Below are 14,186 nucleotides of genomic sequence, written 5' to 3' on the forward strand. Positions count from 1 at the left end.
CCTTTCACGGCGGGGGGTGGAGTGGATTCACACCACGGGTGGAATCGGAGTACGACTTCGGGATGAGGTCCCGCTCAACTTCGCCGTTCCGTCACCGAATCGGTTTCGCTCTGCGGTTCTTCGTTCACCGATTGTTCCGATGAGTGTTCGTCGTCACCATCGGGAGCATCACCGTTCTGGCGGGGGCGGCGGAGCGGGACCGTTGTCCGTTCCCACAGTTTGCGACCCTCTTCGGCACGGATCCGTTCGCTCGCGCGTTCCATTTCCAGCCGCCGCCATTTCCGGCGCTGCCGTTTCGTCGCCTTGGCGGGCCAAAGTTCCTGGATCGCGCTGTTGAAGTACGCGCCGCCGACCACCGCGAGCCCGATGAAGAACATCAGCAGCAGGAACGCGATCGGGGCGGCGAGCGCGCCGTAGGTGTAGCCGGTCTTGGTGATCCAGTTCAGGTAGATCCGCAGCCCGATACTGGAGAGCAGGAACACGACCATGGCGAGCACCGCGCCCGGCAGCCCGCGGTGCCACGGCAGCCTCCGCGGCAGGGCCAGCTTGTACAGCGTCGTCAGCGCGAGCACGATCATCACGGCCAGCACCGGGTAGTACAGCGTGCCGACCCAGTACGACACCGTGTCGCGCCAGTCGGTGGGGAAGAACTGGGGGAGCAGATCCGGCCCGATCGCCAGCAGCGGCAGCCCGACCACCAGGATGACCAGCCCGGCCAGGTACAGCAGCAGCGCGAAGATCCGCTGCCAGACGTCGTTGCGGACGCCGTACTGGTCGTGCGCCACGGTGATCGCGTCGACGAACGACGACATCGCCGACGAACCCGCCCACAGGGAGATCAGGAAGCCGACGGAGACGATCTCGCCCTTGCCGACGAACAGGATGCTGTTGACCGTCGGCTCGATGATGTCGTGGACGGCGTTGTCGCTGAAGATCGTCTTGCTGAAGGTGATGATCCGGTCGTGGACCGCGGTCACGACCTCCTGGCCGAACCAGTCGCCGACGAAACCGAGGCAACCGAGGAGACCCAGCAGCAGCGGCGGCAGGGACAGCGTCTGCCAGAACGCGGCTTCGGCGGCCTCGGAGAAGATGTTGCCGTCCCACGCCTTGCTGAGCGTGCGGCTGAGCAGGCGCAACGGACCCCTGCGGCCCTTCGCGACCTCGGCGGCCGTATCCGGACGGCCGTTCTCCTCGCTCATGCAGCTCCTCCGACGGCGCCGGGCGCCCTTGACGGTGTCCAGCATGGTCCATGCCGCGCCATTCGGCTCGCCACCCCTGGGTTTTCGGGTGAGTAACCCGACAACGGGGGTGGCGCTTCCGGCGTTCCACCGGCCCGCGAGGTAGGCTCTTCGGAGTGCCCTCACCTCAGGCGCCGGCGTCGCAGCCGGATACCCAAGTGGGGGTTTTCGCTTGTGACAAGGCGATTGACCAGCGGTTTTCGATGAGGGAGGTGGGGAACCGGCATGTCGGAAACGGTTGAACGCGATCGAGGCGAGCTTGGCGCGCCTCCCGCGGCGCAGGACAGCACCGCCCGCCCGCTGCGCGCCTGGCAGCGGCGAGCGCTGACGAAGTACCTCACGAAGAAACCGCAGGACTTCCTGGCCGTCGCGACGCCGGGCGCGGGCAAGACGGTGTTCGGTCTCCGGATCGCCGCCGAGCTGCTGAGCGACCGGACCGTCGAGCGGATCACCATCGTCGCGCCGACGGAGCACTTGAAGCACCAGTGGGCCGCCTCGGCCGCGGCCGCGGGTATCGCGATCGACTCGAACTTCCGCAATGGCACCGGGGTCACCTCGCGTGACTACCAAGGTGTCGCGCTGACCTACGCGCAGGTCGCCGCGCATCCGACGCTGCACCGCGTGCGCACCGAGAACCGCAAGACCCTGGTCATCCTGGACGAGATCCACCACGGCGGTGACGCGAAGTCCTGGGGTGACGCGATCCGTGAGGCGTTCACGCCCGCCGTCCGGCGTCTCGCGCTGACCGGGACCCCGTTCCGCAGCGACGACTCGCCGATCCCGTTCGTCACCTACGAGGCCGACGGCTCGGGTTTCCAGCGCAGCAAGGCAGACCATTCGTACGGCTACGCCGACGCCCTCGCCGACGGCGTGGTCCGGCCGGTCGTCTTCCTCGCCTACTCCGGCGAAGCCTCCTGGCGCACGAGCGCGGGGGAGGAGTTCACCGCGCGGCTCGGTGAGCCGCTGACCGCGGAACAGAACGCGCGTGCCTGGCGCACGGCGCTCGATCCGGCGGGCGAGTGGATCCCGTCGGTGCTGCAGGCCGCGGACACACGTCTCGCGCAGCTTCGCGCCAACGGCATCCCGGACGCGGGCGGTCTGGTGATCGCCACCGACCAGGACTCCGCGCGCGCCTACGCCAAGATCCTGCAGCGCATCTCCGGCCAGAACCCGACGGTCGTCCTCTCCGACGATCCCAAGGCGTCCGGGCGGATCAAGGAGTTCTCCGATTCGACCGACCGCTGGCTGGTCGCGGTCCGGATGGTGTCCGAAGGCGTCGACGTGCCGCGGCTGGCGGTCGGCGTCTACGCCACGAGCGCGTCGACCCCGCTGTTCTTCGCGCAGGCCATCGGCCGGTACGTGCGTTCGCGCAAACCCGGCGAGACCGCTTCGGTGTTCCTGCCGAGCGTGCCGGTGCTGCTGGAACTGGCCAGCGAGCTGGAGGCGCAGCGCGACCACGTCCTCGGCAAGCCCCACCGCGAGAAGGAGGGCTGGGACGACGAGCTCCTGGCCCAGGCCAACCGCACCGAGGACGAGCCGGGCGAGGAGGAGAAGGCGTTCACCTCACTGGGCGCCTCCGCCGAGCTCGACCAGGTCATCTACGACGGCAACTCCTTCGGCACCGCGGTGTTCTCCGGTTCCGACGAGGAGCAGGAGTACCTCGGTCTGCCCGGTCTGCTGGAGCCGGACCAGGTCCGCGCCCTGCTGCGGAAGCGGCAGGAGGAGCAGCTCTCCGACGAGAAGCGGCGCAAGCCCAAGGCCGAGGAGGCCGCTCCGGTCGCGCGGCCGCAGTCGGTCAGCGAGCGGCTCGGCAGCCTGCGCAAGGAGCTGAACGCGCTGGTGGGCGTGCACCACCATCGGACGAAGAAGCCGCACGGCGCGATCCACAACGAACTGCGCCGGGTCTGCGGAGGGCCGCCGACGGCGATGGCTTCGGTGGAGCAACTCGAAGAGCGGATCGTCACCCTGCGTTCTTGGTGACCGCCCCCGTACCGAACGCTATGAAAGGTCCTTTCCTTGCAAATTTTGCAAGGAAAGGACCTTTCATAGCATGGGGCGCGTGATCGCACGGACGACACTTGTGTCTGGATGGACGACACGCGTGACTGGATGGACGACACGCGCGGACCCGGCCGCACACCGTGTCGTCCGTCCAGTCACGCGTGTCGTCCATCGGATCACGCGTGTCGTCCGTCCAGTCACGCGAAACCGCCGGTTCGGGCCTTGGGGGCGTCGGCGAACACCCCGGTCCCCGCACCGCGATCAACTGCGTCGATCACGCTCAGTGAGTGGTGGCGGTCACACCGTCAGCGCGCCTAGACTTCGTACGTCCTGCTACGGCCACGTTGCCAAACCGTGTCCATTTGATGTGGCTTAATCGATCCAGCCGTCTTCCGCGAAACCCGTTCGGCGGCATATGTTGTCGCCCACAACATATGCGCGATGGTGCGACCGGTCCTCCGGGGATCGCCGCCCGCGAGCAAGATCCGGAAGGACAGAGGATGCGCAGCAGAACCCTTACCCTCCTCGCCGCGACGGTGGGCGCCGGCCTGGTGCTCTCCGCCTGTGGCGCCAACACCGCCGACTCGGGCAGCGGCAACTCCTCGCAGTCCGCCCCCGCCCCGGGCGGTGCCGCCGCCGGTGGCAAGGTCGGCGTCATCCTGCCGGAGACCGCCACCTCCGCGCGCTGGGAGTCCTTCGACAAGCCGTTCCTGACCAAGGCGCTCAAGGACGCGGGCTTCGACGCCGACGTCCAGAACGCCCAGGGCGACGTCCAGAAGTTCACCACGCTGGCCGACGGCATGATCGCGCAGAACGTCAAGGTCCTGATCATCGCCGCCATCAACGGCGAGGTCGGCGCGGCGGTCGCCCGTAAGGCGCAGGCCGCGGGCATCCCGACGATCGACTACGACCGCCTGAACCTCGGCGGCAGCTCCGACTACTACGTCTCGTTCGACAACGAGAAGGTCGGCCAGCTGCAGGGCCAGGGTCTCGCCGACGCGCTGAAGGACAAGAAGGGCGCCGAGGTCGTCATGCTCGAGGGTGCCCCGACCGACAACAACGCGACGCTGTTCGCCAACGGCCAGAAGTCTGTGCTGCAGCCCAAGTTCGCCGCCGGTGACCTGAAGCTCGTGCGCGAGCAGGCCATCGACAACTGGGACAACCAGAAGGGCGGCCAGACCTTCGAGCAGATCCTGACCGACAACAAGGGCAGGGTCGACGGCGTCGTCGCCGCGAACGACGGTCTCGCCGGCGCGGTCATCACCGTGCTGAAGAAGAACGGTCTCAACGGCAAGGTCCCGGTCACCGGCCAGGACGCCACCGCGGACGGCCTCATGGCGATCCTGCGCGGCGACCAGTACATGACCGTCTTCAAGCCGATCAAGGAAGAGGCCGAAGCCGCGGCGAAGCTCGCCGTCCTGCTGGCCAAGGGTGACAAGGCGGGCGCCGACGCGCTGGCCACCGGCAAGGCGAAGGACCCGAAGGGCAACCGCGAGGTCAAGTCCGTGCTCCTCGAGCCGAAGCTGACCACCAAGGACGGTGTCAAGGAGGTCGTGACGCAGGGCTACGTCAAGGCGGCCGAGATCTGCGGCGGCGACCTGGCCGCGGCGTGCACGCAGCTCGGTATCTCCTGACCTGTTCGATCCAGACGACCGGGCCGGTGCGTTCTCCCGACAGCGCGCACCGGCCCGGTACCCAGCCGGGAGAATTCGAGAACCCCCATGAGTGAACCCATCCTCGAGCTGAAGCAGCTGAACAAGAGCTTCGGGCCGGTCCACGTCCTCCACGACGTGGACTTCAACGTGCGCGCCGGCGAGGTCACCGCGCTGGTCGGCGACAACGGTGCCGGTAAGTCCACTTTGGTCAAGTCGATCGCCGGGATCCACGGCTACGACTCGGGAACGGTGACGTTCCAGGGCAAGCCGGTGAACATCCACGGCCCGCGCGACGCCGCGGACCTGGGGATCGAGGTCGTCTACCAGGACCTCGCGCTGGCCGAGAACCTCGACATCGTGCAGAACATGTTCCTCGGCCGGGAACGCGGCAGCAAATGGCTGCTCGACGAGGCCAGCATGGAGAAGGCCGCCCGCGAGACGCTCGCGTCGCTGTCGGTCCGCACCGTGAAATCGGTCCGTACGCCCGTTTCCGCCCTCTCGGGCGGGCAGCGGCAGACCGTCGCGATCGCCAAATCCGTGCTGTGGGACTCGAAGGTCGTCCTCCTCGACGAGCCGACCGCCGCGCTCGGTGTCGCGCAGACCCGCCAGGTGCTCGACCTCGTCCGGCGCCTCGCCGAACAGGGCCTCGGCGTCGTGCTGATCAGCCACAACATGGCCGACGTCTTCGAGGTCGCCGACCGTATCGCGGTGCTCTACCTCGGCCGTCTCGTCGCCGAGGTGCACACCAAGGACGTCACCCACGGCCAGGTCGTGGAACTGATCACCGCCGGTCGCTCCGGCGACCTCGGCCTTGCCCGCCCCGAAGCCGCCGTCCTCTGATCCGAGGCGAGAAAGAACCGGAAATGACTGAGACACCTGCAAAGCCCGCCTCGCCGGAGGGGGGCAAGTCGGCGGCCGCCGCGCTCAACCCGTCGGCGGCCATCACGGACTTCGGCATCGACACGACATCGATGTCGACACGCGAGGCCGTCGGCGACTACTTCTCCCGGCTCAAGGCCGGACAGCTGGGTTCCCTCCCGGCGCTGCTCGGCCTGCTCGTGCTGGTGATCGTGTTCGCCTCGCTGTCGGACACCTTCCTGACGATGAACAACATCGCGAACCTGATGGCCCAAGGCGCAGGCAAGGCGATCATCGCGATGGGCATCGTGTTCGTGCTGCTGCTCGGCGAGATCGACCTGTCCGCGGGCACCGCGTCCGGTGTCACCGCCGCGGTACTGGCGATGCACTACGTGCGCAACGGAAACCTGTTGGGCGGCATGGGGAACGGCGTGTTCATCGCGTTCCTGGTCGTGCTCGCGATCGCCGCGTTGCTCGGGGTGGTCCTGCGGATCTGGGCGGGCGTCGGGTTCGCCGTGCTCGCCATCGCGCTCGTGCTTTCGGGAACCGCGGCGAACCCGTGGATCGAGATGCTCCTCGCGATCAGCGTCGGTGGCGCGATCGGTGTCCTCACCGGGTTCCTCGTCTCCAAGATCGGGATGCCCTCGTTCGTGGTGACGCTGGCGCTCTTCCTTGCCTGGCAAGGGGTCATCCTCCAGTTCATCGGTGAGGGCGGCACGCTCGGCATCAGCACCTCGGACGTGCTGTTCAAGGTCGCCAACGGCAATCTGTCCACTGTGGGCAGCTGGGTCCTCTTCCTGATCGCCGCCGGCGGGTTCGCCGCGGTGACCCTGGGCCAGCACTTCTCCCGGCTCAAACGCGGCCTGGTCACCCAGCCGACGCCGATGGTGCTGTTCAAGGTCGGCGCGATCGCCGTGGTCGCCGCGATCGCGACCTATCTGCTGACGCTGAACCGCGCGCCGAACCCGAACATCGTCATCTCCGGTGTCCCGTACGTCGTGCCGATCGTGCTCGCCCTGCTGGTGCTCGGCACCTACGTGCTCAACCGCACCCAGTACGGCCGCCACATCTACGCCGTCGGCGGCAACCGCGAGGCGGCCCGCCGCGCCGGTATCAACGTCGAGAAGATCCGCGCTTCGGTGTTCGTCATCTGCTCGGCGGTGGCGGCGGTCGGCGCGATCGTCTACTCGTCGAAGGTCGGTTCGGTCGATCCGCAGGCCGGTGGCCTCAACACGCTGCTGTTCGCGGTCGGCGCCGCCGTCATCGGCGGCACGTCGCTGTTCGGCGGCAAGGGCCGGGTCGTCGACGCGGTGATCGGTGGGCTCGTGCTGGCGGTCGTGGAGAACGCGCTGGGCCTGCTGAAGCAGTCGGCGGCGGTGGTCAACATCGTCACCGGTTTGGTGCTGCTTCTCGCGGCCACGGTGGACGCGCTGTCCCGTCGCCGCGCGGCTGCGTCGCCGCGCTGAGTCCGCATGGAATGATGAAGCCCGTGACCAGCACACCCGTTGCACGACCAGACGAGGTGCGCAGGCACAACCGCACGACCTTGCTCCGGTTGCTGCACGTCAGCGGCCCGAGCACCCGGGCGACCCTCGCCACCGAGCTGGGGCTCAACCGCAGCACCATCAAGACCCTCGTCGACGGCCTCGCGGATGCGGGGGTCGTCGAGGAGCGGGTCCCGAGGCCGGGACGAGGGGCGGGCCGCCCCTCGCTCCTGGTCCTGCCGCAGCCGCACGCGGCGGTGGTGCTCGCGGTCGACCTCCAGGTCGAACACGTGGCGATCGCGCTGGTCGGGTTCGGCGGCCAGATCCTCGGGCGCAACAGCTGGAACCTCCACGGCCGGACGCGGGAGGCCGGCGAGGTGATCACGCACGTGATCGAGTCGACCACCGTGCTGGCGGGCGACCTCGGCGTGCAGCCGATCGCCGTAGGGGTGTCCGTGCCCGGCGTCGTCCGCCGGGCCGACGGGCACGTCCACGAAGCGCCCAACCTGCGCTGGACCGACGTGGCGCTCGGGGAACGGCTCGGCGGTGTGCTGCGCATCCCCATCCTGGCCGGCAACGACGCCGAACTCGGCGCCATCGCCGAACACCTGCGCGGTGCCGCGCGGGGCTCATCCGACGCCGTGTACGTCTCCGCCGACGTCGGGGTCGGGGGAGGGATCATCGCGGACGGTTCGTCACTGCGCGGCGGCGCCGGCTACGTCGGCGAGATCGGGCACATGGCGATCCGGCCGGGCGGCCGTCCCTGCTACTGCGGGTCCAGCGGCTGCTGGGAGACCGAAGTCGGCGAGGCGGCGCTGTGCCGCGCGCTCGACCTGCCCGAGGACACCCCGCGCGGGGCGATCCTGTTCGAACTGCGCGAACTGGGCCGGGATCCGCACGCGGCCGAGGAACGGCTGTCGGAGTTCGCGGAATGGCTGACGCTGGGCCTGGTGAACGTGGTCAACATGCTCGGCCCGCAGCTGGTCGTGCTGGGCGACCTGCTCACCGTGCTGCCCGACTCGGTCGTGAAGTCGGTGGCGGCCGAGGTCCGGCGGCGGAGCCTGGTCAGCCGGGCAGTGGGCGGGACGCAGATCGTGAGTTCGGCGCTCGGGGCGGACGTGAAGCTGCTGGGTGCGGCGGAGGCGGCCTTCGAGATGATCTTGGACACCGTCTAGCTCGCGTTCAGTCCTCTGGATGCGGTAGTTGCCCACGCAAGGACCGCATCCAGAGGACTAAATGCGTGCTTTCACGAGGCCGGACAGCAGGGCCACCAGGGCGGCGAGGGACTTCTCCTTGGCCGCGGCGGGGTCTTCGGCGTGCGCGATCATCAGCGCCGCCTCCGCGCAGGCGCTCAGTGCCAGCTGCGCCAGCTCCGGAATGGGCGCGTCGATCAGCAGCCCGTCCGCCGCGGCGGCCTCCAGGATCTCCGTGATCAGGCCCAGCCCGTACCGGTTCTCCAGCTCCCGCCACTCCTGCCAGCCGAGGACGGAGACGGCGTCCGTGAGCGCGATCCGCACGACCTCGGGGCGCAGGCACAGGTCCAGGAACCGGCTCAGCACGCCGAGCGCCCCCGCCCACGGATCGTCCGTGGCTCGCAGGACGGTCTTCAGTTCCTCGGTGATCTCCGTTTCGATCTGCTCGATCACGGCGCGGAACAGGCCCTGTTTGTCCCCGAAGTGGTGGTACAGCGCGCCGCGGGTGACGCCCGCCGCCCGGACGATCTCGTCGGCGGGCACGGCGGCGTACCCCTGATCGGCGAACAGTGTCCTCGCCGCCGTGATCAACGCGGCCTGCGTCGAGTGCGAGCGTTCGGTCTGGCTACGTCGTGGCGTGGGCACGCAGGAATTCCACCATCATGCCGCTCAGCCGCTCCGGCTGGTCCTCCGGCACGAAGGCGTAGGAGTCCTCGATCGTCTTCAGTTCGGCGTTCGGCAGGACCCCGGCGAGCTTGCGGCCCAGCCACAGCGGGAAGTGCCGGTCTTCGGGTGCCCAGGCCAGCAGCACGGGTTTGGTGAACGCGGGCAGCCGCTCGGCGGCGGTCAGCGTGTACCGGTTGTCGACGCTCGCCGTGAACCGGCGCAGATCGTCGCGGACCTCCGCGCTCCGGCGGCTGGGCAGCAGATACGCGTCGAGGATGTGGTCCGGGACCGGGTGTTTGGCCAGCCAGAGGAAGTCCGTCTTCTCCAGGAGCCGGCGCCAGCGCAACGCCTGGACCATCAGCCGGACACCGCCGGGGATCCGGGCCAGCGTGCTCAGCCCCGCGAACAGCGGCGGCAGGAAGCGCTCGAAGGAATCCGACGGCGTCAGCACGACCCGGCCCACCCGTTCCGGGTTCGTGGTCATGAGCAGTTGCGTGAGCGCGCCGCCGGTGTCGTTCGCGACCACGGTGACGTCGCTCAGGTCGAGCATTTCGAGGAACCGCGCGATGAGCGCGGCGACCCCGGGCGGGCTCAGGTCGGCGTCCGGGACCGGGATCTCGTGCGAACCGAGCGGCCAGTCCGGGGTGAGGCAGCGGAAGCCGGCGTCGGCGACCGCGGGGGCCACCTTGCGCCAGAGCAGGCCATTGGTCAGCAGTCCGTGCACGAAGACCACGGGGGGACCTTCGCCACGGTCGCGGTAGCGGATACGGGCGCCGCCGAGGTCTGCCTCGTGCACCTCGCCGAGGAGGTCGCTGGTCGTCATGGAGTCAACATACATGCTGTCTGTATGTTTTTGAAGGCAAGTTCTGAAAGGACCCTTTGAGGCGTTGTAGGGCCTCAAAGGGTTTGGGGACGCCCCTCGAAAAACAGGGCGGCCGGCGCGCTCCCTGAAGGAGCGGCCGGCCGCCGGGTGGTCGTGGACTGGTGGGCTACCGCTGAATGTCCGCGGACATTTCCTTGAGCTTCGTTTCGTGTGCGCGGGCGTGGTGACCACAGAAGAGCAACTCGCCACCGGTGCTGAGAATGGCTCGAACCTGGGCTGCAGCTCCACACCGGTCGCATCGGTCGGCAGCGGTCAGTTCGGGGCGGGTGAGCGTCGGTGAAGTCATTGGAGTCTCCCTCCGTCCCGGCACCGGTGGCCCGGTGCCATCGATCCAGCTACGACCACTTCGGCACTGATGCCGGCAACGTTCGTTCCCGGCCCCGCCGTGTTCGTGCTTCCACTCTTCCAGACGTTTGGCGACCCGCAAGTGTTCCCGTGCGGGTGTCTCATTTGTCACTGGTAATTACCTCGGATGCCGTAGCGTAATCACGCAACGTGGGAGAAGACTCCCCGACGAACCGTCTTTTCCCACGTCAGGCACCATGCGGGGGTGGGTATCGCAGTCGTCCGGAAGCGTCTTCCGAGCGTGCCGTCGCCGGTCTTGTTCGTTCTCAGCGGAATTTCCATGTACGCCGGTGCGGCCATCGCCATAGGTCTCTTTTCGGTCGCCTCCCCCGCGGGGGTGGCCTGGCTCCGCTGTCTCGGGGCGGCGGTGGTCCTCCTGGCGTGGCGCAGGCCACCCCGCTCGGCGTGGACCGGGCGCGCGTTCCTGCTCGCCGGAGCCTTCGGCGTCGTCACCGCCGGGATGAACGTGCTCTTCTACGAGGCGATCGCACGGCTGCCTCTCGGCACCGCGGTCGCCCTCGAGTTCGCCGGGCCCGTGGTGGTGGCGGCGTTCGGTTCGCGCACGCGCCGTGACGTCTTCGCGCTGCTGCTGGTGGCGGCCGGGGTGATCGCCATCGCGGACGTCCGGCTCGAAGGCAGCCTCCTCGGCGTGCTGTTCGCGCTCGGCGCGGCGGCGGCCTGGGCCGGGTACATCCTGCTCGGGAAGCGGGTCGCGGTCGGCGGGAACGGCATCGACGGACTGGCCGTCGGGTTCGCCGTGGGCACCGTGGTGCTGTCGCCGCTGGCGCTGGGCACCGGCGCGGTGTGGGGTTCGCCACGTCTGCTGCTGCTCGGCATCGGGGTGGGGGTGCTCTCGACCGTCGTGCCGTACGCGCTCGATCAGGTGGTCCTGCGCAAGGCCGGTCGGGCGCGGTTCGCGCTGCTGCTCGCGTTGCTGCCGGTCACCGCGGGGCTGATCGGCTTCCTGTGGCTGCGGCAGGTCCCGACCCTGCCCGAGGCGATCGGCACCCTGGCCGTCGTCGCCGGGGTCGCGCTGCGGTCGCCGGGGAAACGTGATGGCCCGGCGCCGCCCTGAGCGGGATACTGACCAGCCTGTGGCGTTGCGAGCACCGGGAGGACACGTGGCCGAGATCCGGCGGGCAGTCACCGTCGAGGAGGTCGTCGCCGCTCAGCATCTGTTCGACGGGCCCGCGCAACGGGACGCGTCCGAGAAGTTCCTGGCGGGCGCGGAGAACCATCTCCTGATCGCCTACGAGGACGGCGAACCGGCGGGGATGATCACCGGCACCGAGGTGACGCATCCGGACAAGGGCACCGAGATGTTCCTCAACGAACTCGACGTCAGCCCGGATTACCAGCGGCGCGGGATCGGCCGCGACCTGGTCGACGCGCTGGCCGGGATCGCGCGGGAACGCGGCTGCCGGGGGATGTGGGTCGGGGTCGAAACGGACAACAAGGCCGCGCTGGCGACCTACACTTCGGCCGGGGCGTCGAACGACGGGCCGTTCATCATGCAGTCGTGGACGTTCGAAGACTGATGTCCTCCGGAATCGACGGCGACCGGACGGGACTGTCCGGGCGCCGTTGGCTGCCCGGCGGCGAGCACCTCGTCGCCGTCGCGCGGGCCGAACTGCCGCAGAAGGACGGGCTCGCCGGGCCGTTCACGGCGCTGGCCGTCCTGCGTGCGGCGGGGTTCGGCGTCGCGGGCCAGGACGAAGTCGCGGCGTTGTCCGGCAGCACGACCGAAGGACTGTCCCGGGCGATCGGGACGCTGTCGGACGGACGGCTCGTCGCCGTGTCCGCCAGCGGGAACTGGGCCCCGCAGTCGTTGTTCATGCTCCTGGCGGCGCTGTGGCATCTGCCGCGGGTCGCGTTGATCGCGGAGGTCGACCCGGCCGAGTTCGGCGCGCATGACACCCCGGCGCGAGCACTGCTCGACTACCTCGATACGGGGATCCCGCCGCTGTGGTCGTCCCGCTGGCGCCCGCCCGCCGCCCACCATGTGCTGGCCGCCGGGATGCGGATCGGCGCCGAAGGAACCCTAGTGTCCATTATGGACGGTTATCCGTCCTTGGGGGACAACGGGTTGCACGACCAGCCGGTGGAATGGGTGGCCGCGGCGGTCAAGCGGATGCTGGTCGTGGTCGACGACGGCGACGCCGAGGCCGCCGTCGCCGCGATCATGACGGCCGGTCTGTGGAGCGGTTGAGGTCGTTCTGTGCGAACCGGGAATGCTTGCGCCCGTAGAAGAGATAGATCAGCATGCCGAGCGTCAGCCACGCGGCGAACCGCAGCCAGGTCATCACGTCGAGGTTCAGCATCAGGTAGAAGCACGCCAGCGCCGCCACGATCGGCAGGTACGGCGAAAACGGCACGGTGAACGGGCGTTCCAGGTCCGGACGGCGTTTCCGCAGCACCGGAACCGCCACCGCGACGATGATCATCGCCGACAGCGCGCCGATGCTGACCATGTCGGCGAGTTCGGAGATCGGCACGAACGCGGCCAGCGCCGCGATCAGCACCGCGCCGGCGATGGTCATCCGGTGCGGAGTGCCCCAGCGCGGATGTGCCGTGCCGAACTTCTTCGGCAGCAGGCCGTCGCGGCCCATCGCGAACCCGATCCGGCCGATCGTCACCAGTTCCACCATCATCACCGACGTCAGCCCGGTGACCGCGCCGAGCGAGATCAGCGCGCCCACCCAGTGCTGCCCGACGCGGTCGAAGGCGTCGGCGAGCGGGGCGCCCGCGTCGATCTCGGTGAACGGCACCATCCCGGTCAGCACCAGCGAGACCCCGATGTAGAGCAGCGCGCAGATCCCGAGCGCGCCGAGGATGCCGACGCGCAGATCGCGTTTCGGGTTCACGGTCTCCTCGCCGAGGTTGGCGAGTGCCTCGAATCCGGTGTAGGCGAAGAAGACGACGGCGGCCGCCGTCACCATGCCGGCGATTCCGTAGACGGACTGTTCGAGCCCGAGCGCGGCTTGCACGATCGGCTGGTGCAGGGTCCCGGCCGTCTCAGTCGGCGCCTGGGCGGGCGGGATGAACGGGGTGAGGTTCTCGCCGCGGATGTAGAACACGCCGACCGCGAGGATCAGCACGCAGACCGCGACCTTGACCAGTACGAGCAGATTCGTCACCCGCGCCGATTCCTTGATCCCGAGGACGGCGATCACGGTCAGCACGGCGATGATCGCCACCGCGCCTATGTTCACCTTCGCGTCCTCGCCGAACCACTCGGGCGAGAGCCCCATCAGGTTCGCGAGATAGCCGGACCAGCCGCGCGACACGACGGCCGCGCCGAGGGCGAACTCGAGCAGCAGATCCCAGCCGATGATCCAGGCGAAGGTCTCGCCGAGGGTGGCGAAGGCGTAGGTATAGGCGCTTCCCGCCGTCGGCACGCTGGAGGCGAGTTCGGCGTAACAGAGGGCGGCCATCCCGGCCACGACGGCGCCGAGCACGAACGACAACGTGACCGACGGGCCCGCGTGGGATTTCGCCTCGACCCCGGCGAGGGTGAAGATCCCGGTGCCGATGATGATGCCGACCCCGAACCCGATCAGGTCGCGCCCGTGCAGCCGGCGTTTCAGCTCACCCGAGTCCTGCCGTTTCAGGACCTCGTCCACGTCCAGAGTTCGCCGCATGAAGGGTCACGCTAGAAGATCACCGTCCACCTCGCAGATCGGTGGGAGCTGAAGGGGACTTTCACCGCATACGACGCCAGGGTCCCGGCAAAGTCGTCTATCGGCTGGGCAGGGGGCGGCGGCCTGACACCTACGCGACCGTCCACAGGGGACACTTCTGGGGTGGCCGTGTCTGATTCGGGCGTTTTGTGAAGGGGCTCGTGAGTGGTAAGGAGCGTTAGA

The 14,186-nt window shown here is 68.8% G+C and carries 13 protein-coding genes; 8 read left to right on the forward strand and 5 right to left on the reverse strand.

The features are described 5' to 3' along the window. Positions 1-74: 74 nt before the first annotated feature. Positions 75-1,199 (reverse strand): YihY/virulence factor BrkB family protein, encoded by a 1,125-nt coding sequence (locus ACLJQ7_RS17555; RefSeq protein WP_410649277.1) that lies wholly within the window; start codon positions 1,197-1,199, stop codon positions 75-77. Positions 1,200-1,463: 264 nt separating this feature from the next. Between ACLJQ7_RS17555 and ACLJQ7_RS17560 the strand changes: the two genes are divergently transcribed. From ACLJQ7_RS17560 to ACLJQ7_RS17580, 5 genes are all read left to right on the forward strand, one after another. Then, on the forward strand, positions 1,464-3,218 hold the full coding sequence (locus ACLJQ7_RS17560; protein WP_410649278.1) for a DEAD/DEAH box helicase: 1,755 nt from the start codon (positions 1,464-1,466) through the stop codon (positions 3,216-3,218). Positions 3,219-3,739: 521 nt separating this feature from the next. Continuing rightward, positions 3,740-4,873, forward strand: a complete 1,134-nt coding sequence (locus tag ACLJQ7_RS17565; RefSeq protein WP_410649279.1) for a sugar ABC transporter substrate-binding protein — start codon at positions 3,740-3,742, stop codon at positions 4,871-4,873. An 87-nt stretch (positions 4,874-4,960) separates the two neighbouring features. Next, entirely contained in the window at positions 4,961-5,734 is a 774-nt protein-coding gene (locus ACLJQ7_RS17570; protein ID WP_020637409.1) for an ATP-binding cassette domain-containing protein, read from the forward strand. A 23-nt stretch (positions 5,735-5,757) separates the two neighbouring features. Then, positions 5,758-7,218 carry a sugar ABC transporter permease gene (locus ACLJQ7_RS17575; RefSeq protein ID WP_410649280.1) on the forward strand — a complete coding sequence of 487 codons (1,461 nt, stop codon included), beginning with the start codon at positions 5,758-5,760 and terminating at the stop codon, positions 7,216-7,218. Positions 7,219-7,229: 11 nt separating this feature from the next. Then, positions 7,230-8,411, forward strand: coding sequence for an ROK family protein (locus tag ACLJQ7_RS17580; protein ID WP_410649281.1), 1,182 nt, complete (start codon positions 7,230-7,232; stop codon positions 8,409-8,411). Positions 8,412-8,468: 57 nt separating this feature from the next. Here ACLJQ7_RS17580 and ACLJQ7_RS17585 read toward each other — a convergent pair whose 3' ends face one another. From ACLJQ7_RS17585 to ACLJQ7_RS17595, 3 genes are all read right to left on the reverse strand, one after another. Continuing rightward, complete coding sequence (locus ACLJQ7_RS17585) at positions 8,469-9,074, reverse strand: TetR/AcrR family transcriptional regulator (protein WP_410649282.1); 606 nt, start codon at positions 9,072-9,074, stop codon at positions 8,469-8,471. Beyond that, positions 9,055-9,918, reverse strand: coding sequence for an alpha/beta fold hydrolase (locus ACLJQ7_RS17590; RefSeq protein ID WP_410649283.1), 864 nt, complete (start codon positions 9,916-9,918; stop codon positions 9,055-9,057). Before ACLJQ7_RS17590 ends, ACLJQ7_RS17585 begins: the two co-directional genes overlap by 20 nt. 166 nt (positions 9,919-10,084) lie before the next feature. Further along, the gene (locus ACLJQ7_RS17595; RefSeq protein WP_016332937.1) at positions 10,085-10,264 is read right to left on the reverse strand and encodes a hypothetical protein; all 180 of its coding nucleotides are present in this window, start codon (positions 10,262-10,264) and stop codon (positions 10,085-10,087) included. A 339-nt stretch (positions 10,265-10,603) separates the two neighbouring features. Between ACLJQ7_RS17595 and ACLJQ7_RS17600 the strand changes: the two genes are divergently transcribed. From ACLJQ7_RS17600 to ACLJQ7_RS17610, 3 genes are read left to right on the forward strand one after another with little or no spacing between them, the layout of a single operon-like run. Then, positions 10,604-11,398: an EamA family transporter gene (locus ACLJQ7_RS17600; protein WP_410649797.1), complete on the forward strand. Its 795-nt coding sequence runs from the start codon at positions 10,604-10,606 to the stop codon at positions 11,396-11,398. Positions 11,399-11,444: 46 nt separating this feature from the next. Further along, entirely contained in the window at positions 11,445-11,861 is a 417-nt protein-coding gene (locus tag ACLJQ7_RS17605) for a GNAT family N-acetyltransferase (protein ID WP_410649284.1), read from the forward strand. Then, positions 11,861-12,532: a DUF6885 family protein gene (locus ACLJQ7_RS17610; protein ID WP_410649798.1), complete on the forward strand. Its 672-nt coding sequence runs from the start codon at positions 11,861-11,863 to the stop codon at positions 12,530-12,532. The genes ACLJQ7_RS17605 and ACLJQ7_RS17610 overlap by 1 nt, the downstream gene beginning before the upstream one ends. Here the strand turns inward: ACLJQ7_RS17610 and ACLJQ7_RS17615 are convergent. Beyond that, complete coding sequence (locus tag ACLJQ7_RS17615) at positions 12,504-13,946, reverse strand: APC family permease (RefSeq protein ID WP_410649799.1); 1,443 nt, start codon at positions 13,944-13,946, stop codon at positions 12,504-12,506. The genes ACLJQ7_RS17610 and ACLJQ7_RS17615 overlap by 29 nt on opposite strands. Between the last annotated feature and the right edge of the window lie 240 nt (positions 13,947-14,186).

The organism is Amycolatopsis sp. cmx-4-54 (genome assembly GCF_046548895.1).
Lineage (GTDB): Bacteria > Actinomycetota > Actinomycetes > Mycobacteriales > Pseudonocardiaceae > Amycolatopsis.

Coding starts and splice junctions, on each gene's coding strand:
- ACLJQ7_RS17565 (WP_410649279.1), top strand. CDS start 3,740: ATGCGCAGCAGAACCCTTACCCTCCTCGCCGCGACGGTGGGCGCCGGC.
- ACLJQ7_RS17595 (WP_016332937.1), bottom strand. CDS start 10,264: ATGACTTCACCGACGCTCACCCGCCCCGAACTGACCGCTGCCGACCGA.
- ACLJQ7_RS17580 (WP_410649281.1), top strand. CDS start 7,230: ATGATGAAGCCCGTGACCAGCACACCCGTTGCACGACCAGACGAGGTG.
- ACLJQ7_RS17575 (WP_410649280.1), top strand. CDS start 5,758: ATGACTGAGACACCTGCAAAGCCCGCCTCGCCGGAGGGGGGCAAGTCG.
- ACLJQ7_RS17600 (WP_410649797.1), top strand. CDS start 10,604: ATGTACGCCGGTGCGGCCATCGCCATAGGTCTCTTTTCGGTCGCCTCC.
- ACLJQ7_RS17560 (WP_410649278.1), top strand. CDS start 1,464: ATGTCGGAAACGGTTGAACGCGATCGAGGCGAGCTTGGCGCGCCTCCC.
- ACLJQ7_RS17555 (WP_410649277.1), bottom strand. CDS start 1,199: ATGAGCGAGGAGAACGGCCGTCCGGATACGGCCGCCGAGGTCGCGAAG.
- ACLJQ7_RS17610 (WP_410649798.1), top strand. CDS start 11,861: ATGTCCTCCGGAATCGACGGCGACCGGACGGGACTGTCCGGGCGCCGT.
- ACLJQ7_RS17570 (WP_020637409.1), top strand. CDS start 4,961: ATGAGTGAACCCATCCTCGAGCTGAAGCAGCTGAACAAGAGCTTCGGG.
- ACLJQ7_RS17590 (WP_410649283.1), bottom strand. CDS start 9,918: ATGACGACCAGCGACCTCCTCGGCGAGGTGCACGAGGCAGACCTCGGC.